This is a genomic window from Curtobacterium sp. 'Ferrero', from assembly GCF_002412165.1.
GTDB lineage: Bacteria > Actinomycetota > Actinomycetes > Actinomycetales > Microbacteriaceae > Curtobacterium.
Map to the genome: position 1 here is coordinate 13,915 of NZ_NXIA01000017.1, position 24,313 is coordinate 38,227.

22 protein-coding genes are annotated in these 24,313 nt (G+C 72.4%); 14 read left to right on the plus strand and 8 right to left on the minus strand.

Annotated elements, in window-relative coordinates:
• Positions 1 to 21 precede the first annotated feature (21 nt).
• Positions 22 to 693 carry a TetR/AcrR family transcriptional regulator gene (locus tag Csp2054_RS13815; protein ID WP_096900040.1) on the plus strand — a complete coding sequence of 224 codons (672 nt, stop codon included), beginning with the start codon at positions 22 to 24 and terminating at the stop codon, positions 691 to 693.
• Positions 690 to 1,328: a TrmH family RNA methyltransferase gene (locus tag Csp2054_RS13820; protein ID WP_096900041.1), complete on the plus strand. Its 639-nt coding sequence runs from the start codon at positions 690 to 692 to the stop codon at positions 1,326 to 1,328. The genes Csp2054_RS13815 and Csp2054_RS13820 overlap by 4 nt, the downstream gene beginning before the upstream one ends.
• A gap of 31 nt (positions 1,329 to 1,359) precedes the next feature.
• Here the strand turns inward: Csp2054_RS13820 and Csp2054_RS13825 are convergent, their stop codons facing one another.
• Together Csp2054_RS13825 and Csp2054_RS13830 are read right to left on the minus strand one after the other, a co-directional pair.
• Complete coding sequence (locus tag Csp2054_RS13825; protein WP_096900042.1) at positions 1,360 to 2,580, minus strand: PP2C family protein-serine/threonine phosphatase; 1,221 nt, start codon at positions 2,578 to 2,580, stop codon at positions 1,360 to 1,362.
• A gap of 129 nt (positions 2,581 to 2,709) precedes the next feature.
• Positions 2,710 to 3,360, minus strand: coding sequence for a response regulator transcription factor (locus Csp2054_RS13830; protein ID WP_096900043.1), 651 nt, complete (start codon positions 3,358 to 3,360; stop codon positions 2,710 to 2,712).
• Between the two features lie 194 nt (positions 3,361 to 3,554).
• On the opposite strand from Csp2054_RS13830, the gene Csp2054_RS13835 reads away from it, so the two are divergent.
• Genes Csp2054_RS13835 through Csp2054_RS13870 form a run of 8 tightly spaced genes read left to right on the plus strand, consistent with a single transcriptional unit; the run spans position 3,555 to position 11,958 of the window.
• Positions 3,555 to 4,478: a bacteriorhodopsin gene (locus tag Csp2054_RS13835; RefSeq protein ID WP_176491711.1), complete on the plus strand. Its 924-nt coding sequence runs from the start codon at positions 3,555 to 3,557 to the stop codon at positions 4,476 to 4,478.
• Positions 4,465 to 5,727 (plus strand): lycopene cyclase family protein, encoded by a 1,263-nt coding sequence (locus Csp2054_RS13840; protein WP_096900045.1) that lies wholly within the window; start codon positions 4,465 to 4,467, stop codon positions 5,725 to 5,727. Before Csp2054_RS13835 ends, Csp2054_RS13840 begins: the two co-directional genes overlap by 14 nt.
• Positions 5,728 to 5,732: 5 nt before the next feature.
• Positions 5,733 to 6,821, plus strand: coding sequence for a Brp/Blh family beta-carotene 15,15'-dioxygenase (locus Csp2054_RS13845; protein WP_141399272.1), 1,089 nt, complete (start codon positions 5,733 to 5,735; stop codon positions 6,819 to 6,821).
• Positions 6,818 to 7,909: an AI-2E family transporter gene (locus tag Csp2054_RS13850; protein WP_176491712.1), complete on the plus strand. Its 1,092-nt coding sequence runs from the start codon at positions 6,818 to 6,820 to the stop codon at positions 7,907 to 7,909. The genes Csp2054_RS13845 and Csp2054_RS13850 overlap by 4 nt, the downstream gene beginning before the upstream one ends.
• Positions 7,910 to 7,968: 59 nt before the next feature.
• Positions 7,969 to 8,253, plus strand: coding sequence for a YrhK family protein (locus tag Csp2054_RS13855; RefSeq protein ID WP_096900048.1), 285 nt, complete (start codon positions 7,969 to 7,971; stop codon positions 8,251 to 8,253).
• Between the two features lie 12 nt (positions 8,254 to 8,265).
• The gene (locus Csp2054_RS13860; RefSeq protein ID WP_096900049.1) at positions 8,266 to 8,787 is read left to right on the plus strand and encodes a CBS domain-containing protein; all 522 of its coding nucleotides are present in this window, start codon (positions 8,266 to 8,268) and stop codon (positions 8,785 to 8,787) included.
• Positions 8,784 to 10,070, plus strand: a complete 1,287-nt coding sequence (locus Csp2054_RS13865) for an SLC13 family permease (protein ID WP_096900050.1) — start codon at positions 8,784 to 8,786, stop codon at positions 10,068 to 10,070. Before Csp2054_RS13860 ends, Csp2054_RS13865 begins: the two co-directional genes overlap by 4 nt.
• A gap of 37 nt (positions 10,071 to 10,107) precedes the next feature.
• Positions 10,108 to 11,958, plus strand: a complete 1,851-nt coding sequence (locus Csp2054_RS13870) for a BCCT family transporter (protein WP_096900051.1) — start codon at positions 10,108 to 10,110, stop codon at positions 11,956 to 11,958.
• 213 nt (positions 11,959 to 12,171) lie between these two features.
• Here Csp2054_RS13870 and Csp2054_RS13875 read toward each other — a convergent pair whose 3' ends face one another.
• From Csp2054_RS13875 to Csp2054_RS13895, 5 genes are all read right to left on the minus strand, one after another.
• A complete protein-coding gene (locus Csp2054_RS13875) occupies positions 12,172 to 13,239 on the minus strand; it encodes a LacI family DNA-binding transcriptional regulator (protein WP_096900052.1) in 1,068 nt (355 codons plus the stop codon).
• 155 nt (positions 13,240 to 13,394) lie between these two features.
• Positions 13,395 to 14,195, minus strand: coding sequence for an NAD-dependent epimerase/dehydratase family protein (locus tag Csp2054_RS13880; RefSeq protein ID WP_096900053.1), 801 nt, complete (start codon positions 14,193 to 14,195; stop codon positions 13,395 to 13,397).
• Between the two features lie 111 nt (positions 14,196 to 14,306).
• Entirely contained in the window at positions 14,307 to 16,541 is a 2,235-nt protein-coding gene (locus Csp2054_RS13885) for a YhgE/Pip domain-containing protein (RefSeq protein ID WP_096900054.1), read from the minus strand.
• A gap of 1 nt (position 16,542) precedes the next feature.
• Entirely contained in the window at positions 16,543 to 17,265 is a 723-nt protein-coding gene (locus tag Csp2054_RS13890) for a hypothetical protein (protein WP_096900055.1), read from the minus strand.
• Entirely contained in the window at positions 17,262 to 17,918 is a 657-nt protein-coding gene (locus Csp2054_RS13895) for a TetR/AcrR family transcriptional regulator (RefSeq protein ID WP_096900089.1), read from the minus strand. Before Csp2054_RS13895 ends, Csp2054_RS13890 begins: the two co-directional genes overlap by 4 nt.
• Positions 17,919 to 18,144: 226 nt before the next feature.
• Here Csp2054_RS13895 and Csp2054_RS18205 point away from each other — a divergent pair, with 226 nt between their 5' ends.
• On the plus strand, positions 18,145 to 21,735 hold the full coding sequence (locus Csp2054_RS18205; protein ID WP_176491713.1) for a S8 family peptidase: 3,591 nt from the start codon (positions 18,145 to 18,147) through the stop codon (positions 21,733 to 21,735).
• Between the two features lie 75 nt (positions 21,736 to 21,810).
• Positions 21,811 to 21,981, plus strand: a complete 171-nt coding sequence (locus Csp2054_RS18210) for a hypothetical protein (protein ID WP_176491714.1) — start codon at positions 21,811 to 21,813, stop codon at positions 21,979 to 21,981.
• A gap of 133 nt (positions 21,982 to 22,114) precedes the next feature.
• Here the strand turns inward: Csp2054_RS18210 and Csp2054_RS18215 are convergent, their stop codons facing one another.
• Positions 22,115 to 22,273: a hypothetical protein gene (locus tag Csp2054_RS18215; RefSeq protein ID WP_176491715.1), complete on the minus strand. Its 159-nt coding sequence runs from the start codon at positions 22,271 to 22,273 to the stop codon at positions 22,115 to 22,117.
• A gap of 169 nt (positions 22,274 to 22,442) precedes the next feature.
• Here Csp2054_RS18215 and Csp2054_RS13905 point away from each other — a divergent pair, with 169 nt between their 5' ends.
• Both Csp2054_RS13905 and Csp2054_RS13910 read left to right on the plus strand, forming a co-directional pair.
• Positions 22,443 to 23,738, plus strand: a complete 1,296-nt coding sequence (locus tag Csp2054_RS13905) for an adenylosuccinate synthase (protein ID WP_096900090.1) — start codon at positions 22,443 to 22,445, stop codon at positions 23,736 to 23,738.
• Positions 23,739 to 23,740: 2 nt separating this feature from the next.
• Complete coding sequence (locus Csp2054_RS13910; RefSeq protein ID WP_176491716.1) at positions 23,741 to 24,298, plus strand: low molecular weight phosphatase family protein; 558 nt, start codon at positions 23,741 to 23,743, stop codon at positions 24,296 to 24,298.
• The last annotated feature ends 15 nt before the right edge of the window (positions 24,299 to 24,313 follow it).

Consider the following 24,313-nt stretch of genomic DNA (forward strand, 5'->3'; position numbering starts at 1 on the left):
ACCCGGAGAAGGAGTCCCACCGTGCTCGTCGACCCCGCCGCTGCCACGACCGACCCCGGAGCGCCGGCACCGCAGCGCCGCCGCGGGCGTCCGAAGGTGCTCTCGCGCGAGCAGGTCGTCGACGCCGCGACGCGGATCGCCAACGAGGAGGGCCTCGAGCGCCTGTCGTTCCGGAGCCTCGGCGCAGCGCTCGGCGTCGCCCCCATGACCGTGCACCGGACCATCGGCGGCCTCGACGACCTCCACGCCGAACTCGTCCGCCGCACCGTCGACGAGTTCGCCTCCACGTTCGTCTGGCCGTCCGACTGGCGAGAGGTCGTCCGGGTCTTCGCGTGCACCTTCCGTGACCTCATGACCACGCACCCGCTCGTGCTCGAGTCGCACAGCCAGCACGCGCCCCTGGCGTCGTCGGAGTCCGACGCGGTGGTGCGCCGGGTGGTGGACGCCCTCCGTGAGGCGGGGCTGCCCGACCGGGAGGCGATGTACGCGTTCTTCGTCGTCTACGACTACGTGGTCGGGCACGTCGGCGTGCTCGTCGGGCGCGGGACGTCCGAGGCCGGTCGTCCGGAACGGCACGCGCTCGTGGGGGAGGTCCTCGGCGAGCACTCCTACGACGACCGCTTCGCCCTCGGCATCGACGTGCTGCTCGCCGGCATCGAGGCGCGTGTCCGGCGCTCTACCCTGGGACCGTGACCGACGCACCGCCACCGCCGACCCACGAGGCGACGACCCACGGCGTCGGACCGCACCCGGAACCGTGGCCGGACGACCCGCGTCTCGACCCGGAGCTGCTCGCGAACGGTGACACCCGCAACGTCGTCGACCGCTACCGGTACTGGAGCATGGACGCGATCGTCGCCGACCTCGACACCCGGCGGCACGCGTTCGACGTCGCGATCGAGAACTGGCAGCACGACCTGAACATCGGCTCGATCGTCCGCAGCGCGAACGCGTTCCTCGCCGGCACGGTGCACATCATCGGTCGTCGGCGCTGGAACAAGCGCGGCGCGATGGTGACCGACCGGTACCAGCACGTGCGCCACCACCCCGACGTCACGGCGTTCCTGGAGGCCATGCGTGCCGAGGGGCGGCCGGTCGTCGCGATCGACAACACGGCGGGCGCGCAGCGCATCGAGACCGCGGCCGTGCCCGAGCGGTGCGTGTTCCTGTTCGGGCAGGAGGGGCCCGGGCTGACCGACGAGGCGGTCGCGGGCGCGGACGCGCACCTCGAGATCACCCAGTACGGCTCGACCAGGAGCATCAACGCCTCCGCCGCCGCGGCGATCGTCATGCACAGCTGGGTCGTGCAGCACGCGCGTCCGAGCTGACGCGGCCGGCGGCGGTGGGGCCGACCACCCGTCAGCCGGGAGGCGCGGGACGGTCCTGCCCCGCGCCTCCCGTCCGTCGGTCCTCGCCGCCCGCACCGGCGCGGGTGAGGACCACGACGGTCACGTCGTCCTCCGCGCGCTCCGCTGCGCGGAGCCGCACCGCCTCGAGGAACCGCGCCGGGTCACCGACCCGTCGGAGGGTGTGAGCGAGGTCGGTCAGGGCGTCGATGGTGCCGTCGCCGAGGTCGAGCGCGCCGTCGCTCGCGAGGATCAGCGCGTCCCCGGGGGCCAGCGTGAACCGCGTCACCGACCGGGGCGCACCCGACGGGTGCAGTCCGAGCGGCAGGTCGTGCGAGCGCAGGAGGTCGTGCCCTCCGTCGGCGTGCACGAGGACGACGAGCCCGTGGCCGGCGTCGACGGCCTCGACCGCACCGGACGCCACGTCGACGCGGGCGTGGAACAGGGTCGCGAAGGCGCTCGCGGCCGTGAGGTCCTCGGCGAGCGCGGGCTCGGCGACCGCCAGCGCATCGGCGGGGGCGAGGTGCCGGTGCTGGCGGAGTGCGGCCCGGATGCCGGCGGCGAGGATGGCGGCCGGTTGCTCCTTGCCCATCACGTCCGCGAGGGTCACGACGAGGTGATCGTCCGTTCGGGACCAGTCGTGCAGGTCCCCGCTGGTGTCGCCGTAGGGGACGGAGGTGCCGGCGACGCAGAACCCGTGGGTGTCGAGCGGCGCCGGGGTGAGCGCACCGACGACGTCGCGGAGCCGGTCGCGCTGCAGCCCCTGGCCGAGTGCCCGTTCCGCCCACCGGCCGAAGTCGATGAGGGCGGCTTCGTCCTCGAGCGAGAAGCTCCGCGGTTCGACGTCCATCAGGCAGAGCGTCCCGACCGGCAGGCCGCCGGGCATGACGAGCGGGACCCCTGCGTAGAAGCGGATGCCGCGCCGGGTCACGCCCGGGAGGTCCGCCGTCCTCGGGTCTGCGGTGGTGTCGGGGACGATCGTCGGTTCGGGGTGCCGGATCGTGAGTTGGCAGAAGGACCAGCCGAGGGGGCCGGAGACGATCTCGTCGGGGACGTTCGGCGTGAGGGTGTGCAGGGTGTCGTCGTCGAGGACGTTCACGTAGGCGAGCGGGACCGTGAAGACCTCCCGCGCGATCCGGACGATCCGTTCGAACCGCTCGGCGGGCGCGGCGTCCACGACGTCCAGCGCTGCCACGAGTGCGGCCCGTGCGGGACCGAGTCCTCCGTCGTCCATCGCCCGTCCTGCTCCCGATCCGCCCGGCCCGGGGTCGGTCGTCGACGGGGGGCCACCGCGTGGTGGGCGCGGCGGGGACCAAGCTACTCGGTGGGTGCTCCGGGCACGAGGTCGGTCGTGCCCGGCGGCCTACGTCGGCAGCCGGTCGATGCCGCGGTGGTCCGGCCGGAACCCGTGCTTCGTCCCCCAGAGGACGGCGTCGACCCGGTTCTCGGCACCGATCTTGCTGTAGAGCGCCCGGATGTGGGTCTTCACGGTGTTCGGGCTGAGGTGCGTGAGTTCGGCGATCTCGGCGTTGCGCTTGCCCTGGGTGATGAGCGCGAGGATCTCGGACTGGCGGTCGGACACGCCGTGGGTCCGACCGGGCCAGTCGACGCCCGGTCCGCTCGGGACACGGCGGCGCGGCGCCCCGAGCACGCGCTCTCCCGCGGCGACGCGGACGAGGGCGGTCGCGAGCTCCTCGCCGGACATGCTCTTCGGGAAGTACCCGGTCGCTCCGCGCCGGACCGCGGCCTCGATCAGGTCGCGGTCCATCTTCCAGGTGAACACCGCCACGGTGTGGATGCGGGCGTTCGCCGTCAGCCGTGAGACGTCGGCGTCGTCCGGTTCCGGCTGGGCGAAGGTGTCGTAGAGCGCGACGTCGACGTCGACGTCGACGCGGTGTCGGGCGTCGAGCTGCACGACCTCGATCTGGTCGGCGAACGGGGCGAGCATGTGCGCGAGGCCGCGCAGGACCAGTTCGTAGTCGTTCACGAGCGCGACCCGGATGCGTCGGGACATCTGACTCCTCTCAGGACCACCCCTGGGGGTGACACGACCGGTCGACGGCGCGGGTTCCGTCGGTGACGTCAACGCTACGGAGGGTCATGTACCCCGGTTCGCAGCGATGGCTGGGAACACCGACATTTGCATCAGTGCAAGTTCCTCACCTGGGGCGCGACCTGCGTCCCGGACCGTCACGAAAGGACCAGTCCATGCTCGACTCGCTCGCGCCGTGGAACGCCACGCTCACCCTGGCCGAACACTCGGTCATCGTCTACGCCCTGTCCGTCGCCGGACTCGCCCTGTTCGCCTTCTTCGTCAAGTCGTGGGTCTCGACGAACGAGGTGACGGGCCGCTACCGGAACGGCGTCTACGCGGGGATGTGCATCACCGGCATCGCCTTCCTGTCCTACGTGCTCCTCGTGCTCGAGTTCGCGCTCGGCTACGACCGCAAGGGCGACTCGTGGGTGCCGAACGCCAACGCGATCCTGTCGTGGGCGCCGCGGTACTTCGACTGGACCGTCACGGTGCCGCTGCTCGTCGTCGAGCTCCTCGCGGTCGCCACCCTCGCCGGTGCCGCTGCACGGCGACTCCGGGCGGTGGGGATCGCCGCCGCGTTCCTGATGATCAGCACCGGGTTCATCGGCGGCGTCGTCATCGACTCCGGCACGAACACGGGTGCCCTCTGGACCTGGGGCATCATCTCGGGCGTCTTCATGGTGATCCTGTACTTCCTCGTCATCTACGTCGTCGTCAAGGCCGGGCGTGACCTCCGCGGCACCGAGGCAGCGGCCACGCTCCGGAACGCCGGCATCCTGCTCATCGTCACCTGGATGGCGTACCCGGTGATCTTCGGCCTGCAGGGCTGGGGCCACGGCGGCGCGATCATCACGTGGATGCAGGTCGTGCTCTCCGCCGCCGACATCGTCGCGAAGGTCGGGTTCGGCGCCATGATCCACAAGGTCGCCAAGCTCCGCTCGGCCGAGGACGTCCGCGCCGGGCTGGACACCCTGCCCGAGTCGCTCTGGGTCTCGTCGGAGAAGCTCTCCGACGGCGTCCTGCCCGCGCCTCGATCGCTCGCCGGGTCCGCCGCCTCCGTCCCCGCCGGCGACGGCGAGCACCGTGCGCGTCACTGACCGGACCGACACCACCGCCCCGGATGTCACCGCGGACGTCGCGATCATCGGGGGCGGGTGCGCCGGACTCGCCACCGCCGTGCGGCTCGCCGCGACCCGCCCGGACCTGGACGTCGTGCTGCTCGAGGGGCGGTCCTCGGCCGACCCGCGGTCGTGGTGCTCCTGGGACGACGGGTCGGACCCCGTCCCCGAGGCGCGGTCGGCCAGCTGGGACCGCTGGGAGGTCCGGACCGACCGAGGGACCGCCATCGGCTCCGATCCGCACCACCCGTACGTGCTGGTGCGGGCCGCCGACCGGTGGGCAGCCGTCGAACGGCGGACCCGCGGCGCCGTCCGGCTGGTCCGCGGCGCCGTCGTGAGCCGGGTCGACCGCTCCGGCACGACGTCGACCGTGCACGCGGGTGCGGACACAGTTCGGTCCCGTTCGGTGCTCGACGCCACCGGCCCGCGGTGTCCGGAGCACGTCGCACCGGGACGGGTGCTCCTCCACCAGCGCTTCGTCGGGCAGTGGATCGAGACCGACCGCCCGGTCTTCGACACGAGCACGGTCACCCTGATGGACTTCGCCGACGGGGACGACGCCCGCCGCGCCCGGCACGTGCGGTTCGTCTACGTGCTCCCGGTCACGTCGACCCGGGCCCTCGTCGAGAGCACGCTCTTCACGGCGGACGCGGCCGACCCCTTCGACCACCGCGCGGCGATCCGCGCGTACGTCGGCGACCGCTGGCAGCTCGCCGACGACGCGTGGGAGGTGACCGAGGAGGAGGCCGGCTGCATCCCGATGACCGACGCCCCGGCCGGTGACCTCGTCGGACGCCTGGCCCGACCCGCCGACCGGCCCGGCGCCGGCGGTCGCGGCGGGCCCGGCGTCGCCCCGACCCTCGACGCCGTCGCGGGGACCACGCGACCGAGCAGCGGGTACGGGTTCGCACGGACCAACCGGCACAGCGAGACCGTCGCCCGGCACCTCGCCGACGGGACGCCGGTGCCGCCCCACCGCGACCGAGCACGGACCCGGTTCCTCGACGCCGTGTTCCTCCGTTTCCTCCGCGACCGGCCGGGCGACGCCCCCGAGGTGTTCCGACGCCTGGTGGCGATGCCCGGTCCGCTCGTCGTGCGGTTCCTGACCGAGCGGTCGACGCCCCTCGACGACCTCCGGATCGTGCTCGCGCTGCCGAAGCCGCCGTTCCTCGCCGCGCTCGCCGCGACCGTCCTCGAGCGTCGTCCGCGTCGGGACGCCCGACGGTGACCGCCGTGGTCGGCCGGTCCCCGGTCGCCGCCCCCGCCGCGGCTCCACCGGCCCTGCGGGCCCGGCTGACGGGCCGGGTGCTCACGCCGGTGACCGTGACGCTCGCCGTGGTGACCGTCGGCTGCGCGCTCGTGCTCGTGTCCGGCGGGCAGGTCCCGATGGTGCTGCAGCTCGTCCCCTTCGCGGTGAGTGTGCTCGTGTTCGGCCTGCCGCACGGTGCGCTCGACCACCTCGTGCCGGCTCGCCTGCGGTCGGGGACCGGGGTCGCGCGGTCGGTGACCGTCGTCGTCGTGCTCTACTTAGTGGTCGGCGCGGCGACGGCGCTGCTCTGGACGGTGTCGCCGCTCGCCGGGTTCGCCGTGTTCGTCGGCATCACCTGGTTCCACTGGGGACAGGGCGACCTGTTCGTCGACCGGCTCCTCGGCGACGGCGCCGACCGACCGCGGGGCGCGTGCCTGACCGTCGCCGTCCGTGGCGCGTTGCCGATGGTCCTGCCGTTCGTCGCGCAGCCGGGGGCGGCGACGGCCGTCGTGTCGGGGACCATCGCGTCGATCGCCGGCGGTGGCGGTGGCGGCGCCGGGCCCGTCGGCGTCCCGGTGCCGGTCCGCATCGTCGCCGGTGTGGTCGTGCTCGCGCTCGTCGTCCTCCACCTGGTCGCCGTCCGACGCGGTGGTGGTCCGGTCCGTCGGCAGGCGTCGGAGGACCTCGTGCTCGTCGCGTTCTTCGTCCTCGTGCCGCCGGTGCTCGCCGTCGGGCTCTACTTCACGCTCTGGCACGCCGTCCGGCACATCCTCCGGCTGGAGCTGACCGACCCGGACGCCGCTGCCGAACTCGAGCGCGGGCGTCTGCTCGCGCCCTTCCTCCGCTTCGCACGACAGGCGTGGCCGATCACCGCGATCGCCGTCGCCATGCTCGTCGCGCTCGCCGTCCTGGTCCGCCACGCAGACCTCGGGGTGTACCTTGCGCTGATCGCGGCCTTGACGACACCGCACACCGTCGTCGTGACCTGGATGGACCGGGTCCAACGGACCTGGCGACCGGCCGCGGACGCCGCGATCAGCCCGACGACGCGAGACGAGACGAGACGACCGTGACCGCTGCCAAGCCCTCCGCCCTGCGCACCGGCGCCGTCTACGCGACGAGGCTGCTCGTGATCGCCGCCGCCGTGGCGGTCGTCGGGTGGGTGGCGTTCTCGCTCGCCAACGTGGTGGTGCCGCTGCTCATCGGGGTCGTGGTCGCCGCCCTGCTCGTCCCGGCCAGCTCCTTCCTGCAGTCGCACGGGGTGCCCAAGTGGCTTGCGATCCCCGCGGTGCTGCTCGGCCTGGTGCTCGTCCTCGCCCTGCTGGTGTTCCTCGTCGTCTGGCGCGTCAGCGACCAGCTCCCGGAACTGGAACGCCGCACGGTCGACCTCGTCGGCAGCGTGCAGGACCTGCTCCGGCACCCGCCGTTCGGCCTGCCGTCGGTCGACCTCGACACCGTGTCGACCGACGTCGAGACGTACGTCGAGCAGCACGCCGACGAACTCCAGCGCGGCGTGGCCGTCGCCGGTGCCACCCTCGTCCACCTGGGCGAGGGGCTGTTCATCATCACGTTCGTCACGATCTTCGCCCTGACCGGTGGCCGCCGGATGTGGGAGTGGGTGGTGTCGCTGTTCCCCCGCGCGGCGCAGCACCGCCTCGGCGTCGCGGGTGAGGCCGGCTGGGCGACCCTGACGCACTTCATCCGCGTGCAGGTCGTGATCGCGGCGACGGACGGCATCGGCATCGCCCTCGGCGCGCTGATCCTGGGCGTGCCGCTCGCCGGTCCGATCGGCGTCATCGTCTTCGTGGGTGCGTTCGTCCCCGTGGTCGGCGCGTTCGTCGCCGGGGCGTTCGCGGTCCTGCTCGCGCTCCTGTTCAAGGGGTGGGTGGTCGCACTCGTGATGCTCGGTGTGGTGGTGCTGGTCCAGCAGCTCGAGGGGCAGGTGCTGCACCCCTTCCTCACCGGGTCGGTCGTCGCCGTGCACCCCCTCGGCGTGCTGCTGGCCGTGATCACCGGCACGACGGTCGGCGGGATCGCCGGCGGGTTCTTCGCGGTCCCGATCGCGGCGACGGCGAACTCGATGATCCGAGCGGCCCGTGAGGACGACCCGGACGTGCCGGTGACGCTGCCGATCCCGCAGTCGGCGGAACCGGCGCAGTGAGCCCGTCTCCGACCGCGGAAGGTTGTACGCGCACAACCGTCTCCTGGTTGGATGCACAGGTGAACGATCGACAGCACGACACGACCATCCGGCTCGGCCCGGACGAACTCCGGATCCGCGGGCTGTACGAGACGATCAGCATCGTCAACGACGTGATGGTGGCCCTGTGGTTCGTGGTCGGCAGCATCCTGTTCTTCTCGGAGGCGACCAGCACCGTCGGCACCTGGTTCTTCCTGGTCGGGAGCGTGCAGCTCCTGATCCGACCGGTCATCCGGCTCTCGCGACGCGTCCACCTCGGTCGCATCGCCCCCGACGGCCCGAACTCGTCCGCCCGCGACTTCTGAGCAGGAGCACCCGTGCACGCCTCCGACATCACGACCACCCTCCCCGTCGTCGACCGGTCCACCCCGGCGCTCGACGCGATCCGCCTGATCGCCGACCAGGACCTGGTCGGCCTGGTCGTCGCCGAGCAGGACGGCCACCCCTCGTCCGTCGTCTCGAGCGTCGACGTGGTGCGCTTCATGCTGCCCAACTACCTGCTCGACGACCTCTCCCTCACCAACACGGTCGGCGACGTGGGGCTCGAGGACCTCCGCCAGGCGCTCGAGGGCCGCACCATCGGCGACCTCGTCGACGACTCCGGCGTGACGGTCCGGTCGGTGCTCGTCGTGCCCGACGACGCCGGACCGGTCGAGATCGCCGCCCGCATGGTCGACGCCCGGACGCAGGTCGCGCTGGTGGAGGACCCGTCGAGCGACGAGCCGCTCTTCGTCACGCTGCCGGGTCTCCTGGACGCCGTCGTCGCGCGTTGGGACGCAGCCGAGCGGCGCGGGACGTCGGGCGCGCAGGCGACCGACGAGGACGGGGCGTCCGAGTGACGGTCCAGGTCGTCCTCGCGATCGCGGTCTTCGTCGTCGCGTACGTCTTCATCGCGACCGAGAAGCTCCCGCGCGTCCTCGTGGCGCTCGGCGGGGCCGCGCTCATGGTGCTCATCGGCGCCACCGACGACGCCGCCGTGTTCTTCTCGCAGGAGACCGGCATCGACTGGAACGTTGTCTTCCTGCTCCTCGGCATGATGATCATCGTCGGGATCCTCCGCCAGACCGGGCTCTTCGAGTACCTGGCCATCTGGGCCGCCAAGATCGCCAAGGGCCGGCCGTTCCGGATCATGGTGATGCTCATCGTGATCACCGCGGTGCTGTCGGCGTTCCTCGACAACGTGACGACGATCCTCCTGATCGCGCCGGTGTCCCTGCTCGTCGCCCAGCGGCTGGGGAAGTCGCCGGTGCCGTACCTGCTCGCCGAGGTGTTCGCGTCGAACATCGGCGGCACGGCCACGCTCATCGGCGACCCGCCGAACCTCATCATCGCGAGCCGCGGCGACCTCGGCTTCAACGACTTCATCGTCGAGCTCGCACCGATCATCGTGGTCCTCGTCGCCGTGCTCGTGGGCCTGTGCCGCATCCTGTTCCGGTCCACGTTCGCGTACGACGCGGACCGTGCCGAGCGGGTGATGGCCCTCGACGAGCGCGAGGCGATCCGCGACCCGAAGCTGCTCGTGAAGTCGCTCGTCGTGGTCGGGCTCGTGCTCGTCGGGTTCGTCACCTCGACGTTCACCGGGCTCGAGCCGGCCATCGTGGCGCTGCTCGGTGCCGGGCTGCTCGTGCTGCTGGCCCGGCTCGAGCCGAAGCGCGTGTTCGGCGACGTCGAGTGGGAGACGCTGCTGTTCTTCGCCGGCCTGTTCGTGATGGTCGGATCGCTCGTGAACATCGGCGTCATCGAGGCCATCGGCCAGGCGGCGAAGGGCGCCGTGGGCGACCACTACTTCGCCGCCAGCGGGATCCTGCTGTTCGGCTCCGCGGTGTTCTCCGGCATCGTCGACAACATCCCGTTCGTCGCGACCATGGCGCCGCTGACCGCCGACATCGTGCAGTCCGGCGGCGCCGCCGCCCACCCGCTCTGGTGGGCCCTGGCGCTCGGCGCCGACCTCGGCGGCAACCTGACCGCGGTCGGCGCGAGCGCGAACGTCGTCATGACGGGCATCGCCAAGCGGAACGGGCACGCGGTGTCGTTCTGGCAGTTCACCAAGTACGGCCTGGTCGTGACCGCGGTCACCGTCGGGCTCTGCTTCCCGTACATCTGGCTCCGCTACTTCCTGTGAGCGGACACACACTCCCGAGGCAGGCACCATGGATGACATGGCAACGACAGACCAACCCGCTCCCGTGACCGCGGACGGTGAACCGCTCGGCACGCCCGTCCGGACCACCCCGAAGCTCAAGACCTGGGTGTTCTGGCCGGCCGCCGTGATCGTGCTCGGCTTCGTCGCCTGGACGCTCATCGCGCCCTCGTCGGCCGAGTCGGCGTTCGACGCCCTGCAGGGTGCGATCGTGCGCAACTTCAGCTGGTACTACGTGCTCATCGCCGCGTTCTTCGTGGCGTTCTCGCTCTTCGTCGGGTTCAGCAAGTTCGGCGACATCAAGCTCGGCAGGGACGAGGACGACCCGGAGTTCTCGACCGGCTCCTGGTTCGCCCTGCTGTTCGCGGCCGGCATGGGCATCGGCCTGGTGTTCTACGGCGTCTCGGAGCCGCTCAGCCACTTCGTCTCCCCGCGGCCCGGCGTCACCGGGGACGAGCAGTCGCTCGCACAGCAGGCCATGACCCAGACGTTCCTGCACTGGGGTCTGCACGCGTGGGCGATCTACGTCGTCCTCGGGCTCGCACTGGCGTACGCGATCCACCGCCGGGGCCGTCCGGTGTCGATCCGCTGGGCGCTCGAACCGCTCCTCGGCGCCCGCGTGAAGACCGGGTGGGGCAACGTCATCGACGTCATAGCGCTCATCGGCACGCTGTTCGGCGTCGCGACCTCGCTCGGGCTCGGCGTCATCCAGATCAGCGCCGGCCTCGAGAGCGCGGGCATCGCCAAGGCCAGTACCGTGAGCGAGATCGCGATCATCGCCGTCATCACCGCGCTCACCATCGTCTCCCTCGTCACCGGCGTGACGAAGGGCATGAAGATCCTGTCGAACTTCAACCTCATCCTCGCCGCCGCGCTGCTCCTCTTCATCCTGATCGTCGGCCCGACGCAGTACCTGCTGCGCGACTTCGTGCAGTCGATCGGCGCCTACCTGCAGAACCTCGTCGGACTCTCGTTCAACGTCAGCGCACAGCAGGGTGCCGCGGGCGAGGCCTGGCAGGCCGCGTGGACGACGTTCTACTGGGGCTGGTGGATGTCGTGGGCGCCGTTCGTGGGGATCTTCATCGCCCGCATCTCGAAGGGCCGCACCGTCCGCCAGTTCGTCTTCGGCGTGCTGCTCGTCCCGACCGCGCTGACCATGCTCTGGTTCGCCGTGCTCGGCGGATCGGCGATCCACCGGCAGATGGACGGCCAGGGCGGACTCGTCGGCTCCGACGGGTCGGTGAACGTCGAGAGCTCGCTCTTCACGCTCCTCGGTGGCCTGCCCGCCGGTGTCGTGCTGACGTTCGGCGCGATCCTGCTCATCGGCGTGTTCTTCGTGACGTCGTCCGACTCGGGCTCGCTCGTGATGGCGATGATCGCTTCCGGCGGCGACATCGAGCCGAAGAACTGGCTGCGCGTGTTCTTCGCCGGTGTGTCCGCGCTGCTCGCCGTGGCCCTGCTGCTCACCGGGGGTCTGAACGCCCTGAAGACCGCGGCGATCACGACCGCGTTGCCGTTCAGCATCGTGCTGCTGCTGACCTGTTGGTCGACCGTGATCGCGTTCACCCGGGAACGTCGGGCGTACGACCGCGCCGAACGGGCCCTCCTGCTCGAGCGTGTGGGGGAGTACTACGGCCTCGAGGTCGACGCCCCCGCGGAGCGCGGCATCCACACCGGGCTCGGTCGGCCGTGGCACGTGATCAAGCAGCGTCTGCGCCCGGACCGCGACCGGGCGCAGTCGCGACCGGACGTCGCCCTCGAGCCGGACCCGCCCGTCCGGACCGGTGACGTCTCACCCGACCCGGCGCTCGACCCACGGCTCGACGTCGCGGTGGCGCAGACCGAGGACGGACGCCCGGACGACCGCTGACGCCATGGTGGGCGGGCGGCGCTCCGGCACCGTCCCGCCCGCCGCGCGCAGGACGTGCGCAGGGCCCGCGCAGGACGTGCGCAGGGCCCGCGCAGGACGGGCGCCGGACGCGCGCGGGACTCACGGGGCGCGCGCACGACGCGAGCAGCGCCTGGGTGCCGCCCGCCCGGGCCGCGGCCGAGCCGATGTCGGCGTCCGACCCGGCCCATGTCCTCAGCGCGGAGCGGTCGTGCGGCGTGCGACCAGTCGGGGTTCGACCAGGATCTCGCGCGCCGGCGCCCCCGGATCGGCGATGCGCGCCAACAGCCGCTCGCCGGCCCCGCGACCGATCTCCACGCTCCGGTCGTCGATGCTCGTCAGCCCCACGTAGCGGGTGGCGGCGACGGGGGTGTCGTCGTAGCCGATCACGGACACGTCCTCCGGCACCCGGAGCCCCCGCTCGGCGAGTGCGGACATCGCCCCGAGTGCCATGACGTCGTTCGCGGCGAACACGGCGGTGACGTCCGGGTGGGCGTCGAGGAGTGCTCCGAGCGCGCGCACACCGGTGTCCTCGGTCGGGTCGCCCGGCACCACCGAAGCGACCACGGTGGGCACGGCAGCGAGGCTGCCGGAACCGGCCGACCCGTCGACGCGACCGGCCGCGACGGCGGCGATCCGTGCCTCCAGGCCGGTGCGCCGCTCGACGGACGCGGCCGAGCCCGCCCCGACGAAGCCGATGCGCGTGTGGCCGAGTCCGAGCAGGTGGTCGGCGGCGATCGCGCCGCCGGTGCGGTCGTCGTTCGCGACCGTGTCCGCGCGGGGCACGGTCGCGCGTCCGCCCGCGACGACGAGCGGCATCGAGGCCGGGACCGCGACGTCGGCGTCGGGCTCGCCGGCGATGACGATGCCCTCCACCCGCATCGAGAGGAACCCCTCGACCGGCGATGCGTCGAGCCCGGTGTTCAGGAAGCGGTCTGCGACCACGAGCCGGTGCCCCTGCCCCTGCAGCGACTCGCGGAGGCCGGTGAGCAGGTCGACGAACCACTGGTTCCGGAAGTCGTCGAGCACGACGCCGACGGTGCGGGAGCGGGTGCCGGCGAGGGCGACGGCCGCGGTCGAGGGGCGGTAGTCGAGATCCTGGATGGCGGCGAGGACCGCGGCCCGGCGCTGCTCGCTGACGCGCGGCGACCGCTGGAGCACGAGCGACACGAGCGACTTCGACACACCGGCGCGAGCGGCCACGTCGTAGATGGTCGCCGGCTTGGCGCCGGCGCCCGGCGTCCGGTCGCCCATGATCGGCATCGACCTCCTGTGTCCCCGACGATCCTACCGGTGGCCGCCGACGGTGCCCGTCGGCCCGGTGGGTCGGACGGGAGGGCCGGCGGCTCGGACGGGACGGGGTGGCGGCTCGGACGGGAGGCCCGGCGCGGCTCCGCCAGCCGGCTCCGGTCGTGCGCTCAGTTCGTCCGGCGACCGAGCGGCAGGTCGGCCATCCCGCCGCCGAGGAACCGCATGTCCTCCTCCGGCAGGGCGTCGCGCTCGTCGGCGTCGAGCGCGTGGAGGGCGTCGTCGACCGGCCGGAAGTCGATCGCCTCGCCCGCGGTGAGGTCGGCGGGGGAGCCCGTGTTCCGGGACACCGCCCAGACCACGTGGTGGCCCGGCTGCGTCAGCGCGACCGTCGCCGCGACGAGGCGTGCGAGGTCGTCGGGCGAGGTCCACATGAGCAGCGCCCGTCGGGACGTCGGGCGTTCGCCGAACGCCCCGATGCGGGCGGAGACGACCGACATGTCGAACCGGTCGGCGAACAGGCTGCCGAGGAGCTCCATCGCGGCCTTCGTCACCCCGTAGTAGGTGTCGGGTCGGGGGACTCGGTCGCCCGGGACGCTCGACGGCGCGTCATGCTCCGGCACTCGGCCGACGGCGTGGATCGAGCTCGCCAGCAGCACACGGTGCACGTCGTTCGCCGCGGCAGCCTCGAGCACCTCCTTCGTGCCGGTCAGGTTCGTGGCGACCAGCGCGTCCCAGGTGTCCTCGGTCGGGATGCCCGCGAGGTGCACGACGGTGTCGACGTTCGGCAGGGCGGCCTCGAGGACGGTGCGGTCGTCGACGCGCCCCGCGACGTACCGCTCGCGGTCCCCGACCGGCGGGTCCGGGGTGCGGTCGTCGAGCAGGACGAGGTCGTGTCCGGCCGCCAGCAGCCGGGGTCGCAGTGCGGTCCCGATCCGTCCGGCAGCCCCGGTGATCAGCAGCGTCGCCATGCGCGTGACGGTACGCGGGGGTGGGTGTGCGGCGGCGCGGTGTGACGCGCGCGGGCGTGCGGCGGGGTGGGCGCGCGGGGGCGGGCGGGAGCCGTGCGGCGCCCGCTCCCGCTACCCGATCAGGCTCGGGCGCAGGTCCCGCAGCGTCCGGCTCCGGGTCTGCCGCGCGGTGACGAGGTACGACACGAGCAGGGCGCCGAGCAGCCAGCACAGCAGCACACCGGCGTCCGACCACGCCGTCGCCGCTGACCCGCCGTACATCGTCTGCCGGATCGCGTCGACGGAGTAGGTCATCGGCAGGGCGAAGTGCAGCGCGGCCAACGGCCCCGGCAGCGTCTGCCACGGGAAGGTTCCGCCGGCGGTGACGAGCTGGACGAGCATGAGCACCAGGCCGAGGAACTGTCCCACCGACCCGAGCAGCACGTTGAGCGCCATGATGATCGCCGCGAACGTCGCCGACGCGAGCACCATGACCCCGATGGTCGGGCCGGCCTGCACGACGTTCAGGTCGAGGGCGAACCGGACGATGAGGAACAGCGCCACCATCTGCACGACCCCGAGCAGCACGGGCGTGAGCCAGCCGCCGAGCACGACGCGGAGCGGCTTCCGGACCGCGGTGATCGCGCGCTTCGAGATCGGCTTGAGGATGAGGAACAGCGCGTACATGCCGATCCACGCCGCGAGCGAGATGAAGAACGGGGCGAGGCCGGCGCCGTAGTTGCCCGCCGACGCCACGTTGTCGTCCTCGACCTGCACGGGGTCCGAGATCACGGACGCCTGGTCCTCGCGCGAGGAGGCGGTGGACGCCGGGATCTTCGTGCGGCCCTGGTCGAGCTTGTCCGCCAGTTCCGTCGACCCGCTCTCGAGCTTCGTCAGACCGGACGCGAGGGACTTCGCACCGTCGTCGGCAGAGGCAGCACCGGTCGCGAGCTGGGACGCGCCGTTCGACAGGGTCGGGGCGGCCGCCGCGAGCTTGGACGTCCCCGCCGCGACCTGTGACGCTCCGTCGGACAGCGTGGACGCGCCGTCCGCAGCCGAGGCGATGCCCGACGACAGCTCCGGAGCCTTCGCCGCGAGCGTCGACGTCCCCGCCGCGAGTGCGTCCGACCCGTCGGACGCCTGCTGGATCCCCGAGGTCAGGGCCGGGGCCTTCGCCGCGAGGTCGGCTGCGCCGGCGGCGAGCTTCGCGGAGCCGGAAGCGATGCCCTGGACCCCGCTGGACACGGTCGAGGCGTTCGTCCCCAGCGTCGTCGTGCTCGTCTGCAGCGCGTCGAGCGAGGCGAGGAGTCGGGTCTTCTGTTCCGCGGTCAGGACGGTGGAGGTCGCCACGACCGGCTTCAGCGACGACACGAGCTGCGGGGACTGCTCGGCGAGCTGCTCGACACCCTCGAAGAACGGCGTCGACGCGTCGGCGAGTTCCCCGCTCTTCGACGCGAGCGTGCCCGCGCCCTCCGACAGGGCCGCCGTGCCGGACGGCAGGGCGGCACTCGCGTCCCGGAGCTGGTGCAGCCCGCTCTGCAGCTGCTGCGCGCCCGTGTTGAGCTGCTGCGTCTGCGACGGCAGCGCGGCCGTCTGCTGCTGGGCGTCCGACAGACCGGACGCCAGCTTCGACGCCCCCGCCGCGACCTGCTGTGCGCCGCTGTCGAGCTGCTGCGTCTGCGACGGCAGGTCCGCCGTGCCGGCGGCGAGCTCCGAAGCCCCCGACGAGAGCTGCCCCGTGCCGTCCGCGAGCCGGTCGGCCCCGTCCCTCGCGCTCGTCGCTCCGGACGCGAGCTGCCCCGCACCGTCGACGGCGTCGCCGAGGCTGTCGCGCACGTCGGCGAGCCCGACGAGCAACGTCTTCGCCGCCTGTTTGCCGACCCGCTCGGCCACGGCGGTCCGCATGGTCTTGCCGGCCTGTTCGGCGATGGTCGACGCGAGGTACGAGTTCGTGTCGGCGGTCGTCAGCGTGAGCTTCGCCCGCTCGGGGTCGTCGGTCTGCGCCGAGACGAGCGCTGCCGAGAAGTCGTGGGGGATCGTCACCACGAAGTCGTAGGTGCCGTTCCGGACGCCGGAGCGCGCGTCGGCTGCGGTGGTCTCGGTCCACCGGAAGTCGCCGCCGTCGATCGCCTCCTTCGCGACGTCCTTGCCGTAGTCGACCCGGTCGCCGTCGAGCGTCGCGCCGGCGTCCTGGTCGACGATCGCGGCGGGCACCTGGTCGAGGTTGGCGTACGGGTCGCGGTTGGCCCAGAGGTAGGCGCCGCCGTACAGGAGCGGGACGCACATCAGGGCGATGAACGCCAGACGGGCGAGGGGCGTGGCGGTGAGGCGCGCGAGTTCCGCGCGGACGAGCGAGGTGGTGGTCACGTCAGGACGCTTCCTGGAGGCGCGGGTCGTCTCCGTCGATCGCGGTTGCGGTGGAGGGGGCGGTCGCGTCGTCGGGGCCGTCGGTGGTGGTGGTCGTGGGCGCCTCGGCGGGCGCGGGGATGGTGTCGAGGAGGGTCGCGGCGGTCTGCGCGGCCGCCTTCGACGTGACGAGCAGGACGGTCACGCCGCGGACCGCGAGGTCACGCACCACGGCGAACCAGTCCTCGACCGCGCCGCCGTGCCGCTCCGGGGACGTGATCACGAGACCCGTGACGCCCTCGCGGAGCAGCGCGAGCTCGGCGAGCAGGCGGACCCGGACCTCGGTGGGGACCCGCTGCACGTGCGTGTCCGCGTAGTGGATGGTGCCGAGCGACTCGAGGACCGTGTCGACGTGGTCGCGGGAGGGGCGACGGCCGGCGTAGGCGAGCTCCTCGCGGACGATCCGTCGGACGGTCATCACCGGGAACGGCTCGGCGACGCCGGGGGTGTCCACCAGGGCGAACGCGCGGCGCACCGCTGCCGGGTCCTCGTGTCCGTCGACGTGCACGCGACCGCGGTCGGGACGCATCCGGCCGCCGGCGACGAGCGAGGCGAGCACGGGTGCCTGCTCGGTCTCGACGGCGACGACGCCCGGTCGGCCGGGGCCGGCGACCGCGGACACGGTCGGCAGTGCCGCACCCGGTTCGTCGCCGATGCCGACGTGGTCGAGCTCGAGGGTGGTCATGCGCGGTGCTCCTCGGGGACGCCGGCGCTCGCCGGGCTCGGTTCGGACAGCAGTGCGGTGCGCCAGTCGATCCCGGCGATGCCGAGCGCGGAGAGCACGACCATGCGGCGGCCGTCCTCGTCGCTCGTGCCGGAACGGACCGCCTCGTCGAGGACCACGATGCAGGCGCCCTCCACCAGCCGCCCGAGGGTGCCGGCGTCGACGTCGCCGCGCATGCTGCCGTCGGCGATCCCGAGCGCGCACGCCTCGCGCACCTGGGCACGGAGCGGCGCGAACACCGCGGCGACCGACTCGCTGAACGGGCTGCGGACCGCGACCCTGGCCATCGACCGGACGTGCGAGACCTCGCTCCAGAGCGCCACCGCGATCGCCGCGATGCGTGCGGCGGGCGGCAGGTCGGCCAGGTCGTGCGCGGCGGGCATCGTGGCCGCGACCCGGGCGGCACCGGCGGTGACGACCTCGCGCACCAGGTCGTCCCGCGACGGGAAGTGTCCGTAGACCGCACGGCGGGAGAGCCCGGCGGCGGCGGCGATGGTCTCGAGCCCGGCGTCCGGGTCCCGCTGGAGTTCCCGGCGCGCGGCGTCGAGCAGGGCTGCGCGGTTCTCGGTGGCGTCGCGGCGGAGCGCGCGCTGCGGGTGGTCGGTGGCGGTCACGCGCACCATCGTAATAACGTGCACACCACTGTGCAAGTTATGGTTCGCAATACCCGTGAACGGGGGTGTCCCCCGAAGAGCGGACTAGGCGACCTTGGAGATCGCACATAACTTCACAGGAATCCCATCACAACCACGGACGGAGCCAGGAGTGCGCCCTCAGAACCGTGCAACACCGCCGAACCCCTCGCGGGACGGCACCCCGAGACCGCACCGCCTCGCGCGCGTGCTCACCGCAGGCCTCGCCGCCGCGGCGATCGCGTGCGGCGGACTCGCCGTCGGCGGCGCAGCGAACGCGGCACCCGTCACCGGCACGTCGATCCCGGGGCTCAAGCTGGCGCAGCCCCTGCGTGACGCGAAGCCCACCACGACGGTGTCGGCGTTCGTGCGGACCACCGGCGCGGGCGCGCTCGAGGTCGACGCGAAGGCCAAGGGCGGCGACCTGGCCCGCTCGAAGGCCCCGTCCGCCCAGGCTCGGCAGCGGGTGCAGGCGATCCGGTCCACCACCGCGGCCGTCCGGGCAGCGGTCAAGCGCGCCGACTCCCGTTCCACGGAGCTGTACGCGACCGAGTACACCGTGCCCGGTGTCGCGGTCGTCGCCGACGTCGCCGCGCTGCAGGAGATCGCGAAGCGCTCGGACGTCGAGAGCATCATCCCGCTCACGCCGAAGAAGATCGCCGACCCGACCGTCAACGCCGACGCGTCGGCCGCGCCCTCCGGCGTGGACCCGAGCGCCGCGAAGGCCGGAGCCGACGGCGTCGCCCCGAAGAACGCCGCGAGCGACGTCTACACCCGAGCGCTCAACGCCTGGACGCAGACCGGCCACACCGGCAAGGGCGTCAACGTCGCGGTCCTCGACACCGGACTCGACTACACGCAGGCCGACTTCGGCGGTCCGGGCACCGCGGCCGCCTACCAGGCCGCGCTCGCGTCGACGGCCGCTCCAGCCGCGGGCTCGTACGACCCGCAGAAGTTCCTCGGCGGCTACGACTTCGCCGGTCCGACGTACAACGCGGACCCGTCGAGCGACGCCTACCAGCCGGTCCCCGCGCCGGACGACAACCCCATCGACGGCAAGGGCGGCGACCACGGCACGCACGTGTCCGGCACGGTCGCGGGCTACGGCCTGACCGCGGACAAGCAGACCTTCCGCGGCGACTACACCAAGCTCACGACGCAGCAGGTGCAGGACATGTGGGTCGGCCCGGGCACCGCGCCCCAGGCCGGACTCTACGCGCTCAAGGTGTTCGGCGACGGGGGCGGCTCGACCGACCTGACCGGTGCCGCGCTCGACTGGGTCGGCAAGGCGCTCACCGAGGGCAAGGACATCAACGTCCTGAACCTGTCGCTCGGCTCCGACTACGGTGCGTCGGACGACCCCGACAACGCCAAGATCGACGCGCTCACCGCCCGTGGCGTCCTGCCCGTCATCGCCTCCGGCAACGCCGACGACTTCACCGACATCGGTGGCTCGCCGGGCAACGCCGAGGGTGCGCTGACCGTGGCCGCGAGCGCCACCGGCCAGTCGCTGTACGACGGCGTCCAGGCGACCGCGCCGAGCTCGGTCGCGAAGACCTGGCGTGCGCAGTACTCGCAGGACTTCACGGGCACGCTGCCCGTCGAGGGCGACGTCGCCGTGCCGACCACGGACGTCGACGGCTGCACGCCGTTCACGGGTGCGGACGCCGCGGCGATCAAGGGCAAGGTCGCGTGGCTGAAGTGGACCGACGGCGCACTCGAGTGCGGCTCGAAGACCCGCTTCGACAACGTGCAGGCAGCCGGCGGTGTCGGCGTGCTGCTCGCCGGCACGCTCAACACCTTCAGCTCCGGCATCGCCGGCAACGCGACCATCCCGGGAGCCGAGCTGACCGAGGACAGCGTCACGGGCCTCCAGGCCGCCGCGAAGGCGGGGACCCTGCACGTGCGCTTCGCGGACGAACTCAAGGGCTTCCAGCTGGCCACCGACCCGGAGGCCGTGAACACGCTCGCGTCGTTCACCAGCCGGGGCGTGCACGGCTCGTTCGGTGACGTCGTCAAGCCGGACATCGCCGGCCCGGGCGTCAACGTCATCTCGGCCGCCAACGGCACCGGCGACGGACGCATGTCGATGAGCGGCACCTCGATGGCCACCCCGGACGTGGCGGGCATCGCGGCGCTCACCTTCGAGTCGCACCCGACCTGGTCGGCGCCCGACGTCAAGGCAGCGCTCATGAACACCGCGACGCACGACGTCAAGCAGGGTGGCACCACCGCGACCCTGCTCCGCCAGGGCACCGGCCGCGTCGACGCGCTCCAGGCGGTGAACGCCGACACCACGGTGCGCAGCGTCGAGAACGGGCAGCTCGTGACGGCCTCGTTCGGCGTCGTCGAGGTGTCCGGCAGGACCACCGAGAAGCGCTCGCTCCTGATCAAGAACACGGACTCCGTCGCGCACACCTACGACGTGGCCTACCAGCCGCAGGTGTCGCAGCCGGGCGTCACGCTCTCGCTCAGCACGAAGCGGCTCACCGTCGCGGCGAACCGGAGCGCCATCGTCGGCCTGACCTTCCAGGTCACCGACCCGACGAAGCTCCGCCGCGTGATCGACCCCACCCAGGAATCCGTCCAGCAGGGTTACCAGCGTGAGTTCGTCGCCGCCGCCAGCGGTGTCGTCACCTTCACGCCGACCGACAAGAGCCTGGACCCGCTCCGCGTCGGCGCCTACGTGGCTCCGAAGCCGGTCAGCTCCGTCAAGGGCAACAAGGTCGTCTCCACGAAGGGCCGCACGGCCGACCTCAAGCTGGTCGGACGCACGCTCGACCAGGGCGGGCTGACCACCGGCTACCACGCCGCGGTCGCGCCCTTCGTGCTCGGCGGCACCGACGGGGCCGAGCAGTTCCCCGCCGGTTCGGCGGAGCAGTCGCTGCGGGCCGCGGACCTCCGCGCCTGGGGCGTCAGCTACGACAAGGCTTCCGACACGCTCGCGTTCGGTGTGCAGACGAACGGTCCGGACGCCAACCCCGGTGCCGTGACCAACGTCGAGGTGTACATCGACGTGAACGGCGACGGCAAGGACGACTACGTGGTCTACGACGCGAAGTCCTCCGCGGTGGACGCCACGTTCGCGACCACGGTCAACCTGAACCCCGCGAAGGGCAAGGACCCCGTCGTCGACGCCTACCCGCTGAACGGCGGGGCGCCCGGTCAGGACGTCAACACGTTCGACAGCGCCGTCAAGGTGCTGCCGGTCACGGCGTCGGCCATCGGTGCGGCAGGCAAGACGATCAGCTACCGGGTCGTCACGGAGTCGGTGTACGCACCGGGGGCCGCCACCACGGGCTCCTCGGTCGTCGACCAGACCTCCACGGTGCGGTTCAACCTCGCCAAGCCGCAGCTGACCTTCGCGCAGGGCGGCCAGGGCGGCGTGCTGTTCGCCGACCAGGGCTCGCTCCAGGTCACCCGCGGCACCGGCGTGGCGAGCGCCCGCGCCCTGCTGCTCCACCTCGACAACGCGGTGGGCAGCCAGGCGCAGAGCGTCACGGCCGCGATCGCCCCGCCGCACCTGTCGCTGGTCAAGGGCAGCGGCGTCTCCATCAGCGGCAAGGCCAAGGTCGGGCAGAAGCTCAAGGCGAACCACGGCAAGTGGAACGGCACGGGCGTGACCTACCGCTACCAGTGGTACCGCGACGGCCGCGCGATCCCGAAGGCGACGGGCTCCTCGTACAAGCTCGGCACCTCGGACCGCGGCGGGCGCCTGACCGTGAAGGTCGTCGCGAGCGCCAAGGGCTACCAGGACGGTTCGGCGACCTCGAAGCCGACCGCGAAGGTCGCCCGCTAGCTCGACGGGTCGCCCGGAGTGCGCCGATGGGACAGGTAGTTAGACAAACTAGTTGTTTCGTGGAAAGGTGATCGCATGCGAACGCAGAGCGACATCCGGCAGCTCCGGGCGAACCCGATGGAGTGGCGTCGACGCGGTCTCACGCCGCCCGACGTGATCCAGGCCATGGTCGAGGAACGGCTCCGCGAGCCGGGCCACAGCCAGCCGGTCGGCGACCCGGTGTACGCGGACTTCTTCCGCAGCTGATGCTGCGAAGGCGGCCGCGATCGGGCGCGACCGAGCAACGAACGGGAGGCACGGTGCCAGCTGGCACCGTGCCTCCCGTCATGCTGTCGGTGGGCTCGCGAGGCCGAGCAGCCGCGGCTGCAGCCGCGGTTCGTCAGGCGTCCGGACGCTCGTCCGCCGCCTCGCGGGCGCGGTCGGTGTCGGGCATGACGTCGGACGGCGCGTGCTCGACGGAGCCGATGCCGCCGTCGGTCAGCTCCTCGGCCTGCTCGACGTCCTGCGCGCGGGTCGGGTCGTCCAGGGGGTCGCTCATGGTGGTTCCTCTCGTTGCGTGAGTCGTCCTCCACAGCGTGCTCCGCGCACGGCGTCATCCACACAGGAGCCGTCCGGACGGTGGCGTGCAGGTGGCCAGCCGATAGACTCGGGTGGACCACCGACCGGACGGGTCGCGTGCGGTCCTCCGCCAACGTGAGGAGAACCAGATGCCCGCAGCAGTGATCATCGGCGCCCAGTGGGGCGACGAGGGCAAGGGGAAGGCCACCGACCTCCTCGGGTCCCGCATCGACTACGTCGTCAAGTTCAACGGCGGCAACAACGCGGGCCACACGGTCGTCGTCGGCGGCGAGAAGTACGCGCTGCACCTGCTGCCGTCCGGCATCCTCACGCCCGGCGTCACGCCGATCATCGGCAACGGCGTGGTCGTCGACCTCGAGGTCCTGTTCCAGGAGCTCGACGCGCTCAAGGCACGCGGCGTCGACGTGTCGCGGCTGCTCGTGTCGGCGAACGCCCACGTCATCACGCACTACCACCGCACCATCGACAAGGTGACGGAGCGCTTCCTCGGCAAGCGCCAGATCGGCACGACCGGTCGCGGCATCGGCCCGACCTACGCCGACAAGATCAACCGCGTCGGCATCCGCATCCAGGACATCTTCGACGAGAACATCCTGCGGCAGAAGGTCGATGCGGCCCTCGACCAGAAGAACCACCTGCTCGTCAAGGTCTTCAACCGCCGCGCGATCGACGCGGACGAGGTCGTGGAGTCGCTGCTGTCCTTCGCCGACCGGCTCCGCCCGATGGTCGCCGACACCGCGCTCGAGATCCACCGGGCGCTCGAGCGGGGCGACACCGTCCTGTTCGAGGCGGGTCAGGCCACCATGCTCGACGTCGACCACGGGACCTACCCGTTCGTCACCTCGTCGTCCGCGACCGCCGGCGGCGCCGCGACCGGTTCCGGCATCGGCCCGGGCAAGCTCGAGCGCATCATCGGCATCGTCAAGGCGTACACCACTCGCGTCGGCGCCGGCCCGTTCCCGACCGAGCTGTTCGACGAGTCGGGGGAGTTCCTCCGCGCGAACGGCTTCGAGTTCGGCACGACGACCGGCCGCCCGCGTCGCTGTGGCTGGTACGACGCCCCGATCGCCCGGTACACGGCACGCATCAACGGGGTGACCGACTTCGTGCTCACCAAGCTCGACGTCCTGACCGGGCTCGAGACGATCCCGGTGTGCGTCGCCTACGAGGTCGACGGCGAGCGTGTGGACGAGGTCCCCGTGAACCAGTCGGACTTCCACCACGCCAAGCCCATCTACGAGGAGTTCCCCGGCTGGAACGAGGACATCACCGGCGCCCGGTCGTTCGAGGACCTGCCGCAGACCGCGCAGGACTACGTGCTCGCCGTGGAGCGGATGTCGGGCGCCCGGATCTCCGCGATCGGCGTCGGCCCCGGCCGTGACGCGATCGTCGTCCGGCACGACCTGCTCGGCGCGTCGGTCTGACCGTGCGGGTCCTGTTCGTCTGCAGCGGCAACATCTGCCGTTCGCCGCTCGGCGCGCAACTGCTCGTCGCCCGGCTCGGCCAGGACGCCCCCGCGTTCGTGGTCGAGTCGGCCGGCACCATCGCCGATGACGACGCGCCGATGGACGGCGCCGCTGCCGAGCAGTCGCTGCGGCTCGGCGGCGCCCCGTCGTCACACCGTTCGCGGTACCTGACGGCGCCGATCGTCGAGTCCGCAGACCTCGTGCTCACCGCGGAGCGTTCGCACCGTGCCGCGGTCGTGTCGCTGGCACCGCGGGCGACGAAGCGTGCGTTCACGATCAAGCAGTTCGCACGGGTGCTCGACGGGCTCGAGCCGGGCGACCTCGCCGGCGTCGACTCGGGTGCGGCTCTGGTCGAGCGGATCGCGCGGCTCCGGGGAGCGGTCGCGCCGCCCGCAGACCCGGCGGACGACGACGTCGACGACCCGTACCGGCGGTCGGAGGACACCCACCGCCGGGTGGCGGACGAGATCGACGCGGCGGTCGGGTCCATCGCCGACGCCCTGCGCGCGGTCCGCTGACCCGCGTCAGCGCCG

Excerpts from the sequence above, each read along its gene's own strand:
- Csp2054_RS13825 (WP_096900042.1), bottom strand. The coding sequence starts at position 2,580 with ATGGACGACGGAGGACTCGGTCCCGCACGGGCCGCACTCGTGGCAGCG.
- Csp2054_RS13830 (WP_096900043.1), bottom strand. The coding sequence starts at position 3,360 with ATGTCCCGACGCATCCGGGTCGCGCTCGTGAACGACTACGAACTGGTC.
- Csp2054_RS13835 (WP_176491711.1), top strand. The coding sequence starts at position 3,555 with ATGCTCGACTCGCTCGCGCCGTGGAACGCCACGCTCACCCTGGCCGAA.
- Csp2054_RS13870 (WP_096900051.1), top strand. The coding sequence starts at position 10,108 with ATGGCAACGACAGACCAACCCGCTCCCGTGACCGCGGACGGTGAACCG.
- Csp2054_RS13875 (WP_096900052.1), bottom strand. The coding sequence starts at position 13,239 with ATGCCGATCATGGGCGACCGGACGCCGGGCGCCGGCGCCAAGCCGGCG.
- Csp2054_RS13880 (WP_096900053.1), bottom strand. The coding sequence starts at position 14,195 with ATGGCGACGCTGCTGATCACCGGGGCTGCCGGACGGATCGGGACCGCA.
- Csp2054_RS13890 (WP_096900055.1), bottom strand. The coding sequence starts at position 17,265 with ATGACCACCCTCGAGCTCGACCACGTCGGCATCGGCGACGAACCGGGT.
- Csp2054_RS18210 (WP_176491714.1), top strand. The coding sequence starts at position 21,811 with ATGCGAACGCAGAGCGACATCCGGCAGCTCCGGGCGAACCCGATGGAG.
- Csp2054_RS18215 (WP_176491715.1), bottom strand. The coding sequence starts at position 22,273 with ATGAGCGACCCCCTGGACGACCCGACCCGCGCGCAGGACGTCGAGCAG.
- Csp2054_RS13905 (WP_096900090.1), top strand. The coding sequence starts at position 22,443 with ATGCCCGCAGCAGTGATCATCGGCGCCCAGTGGGGCGACGAGGGCAAG.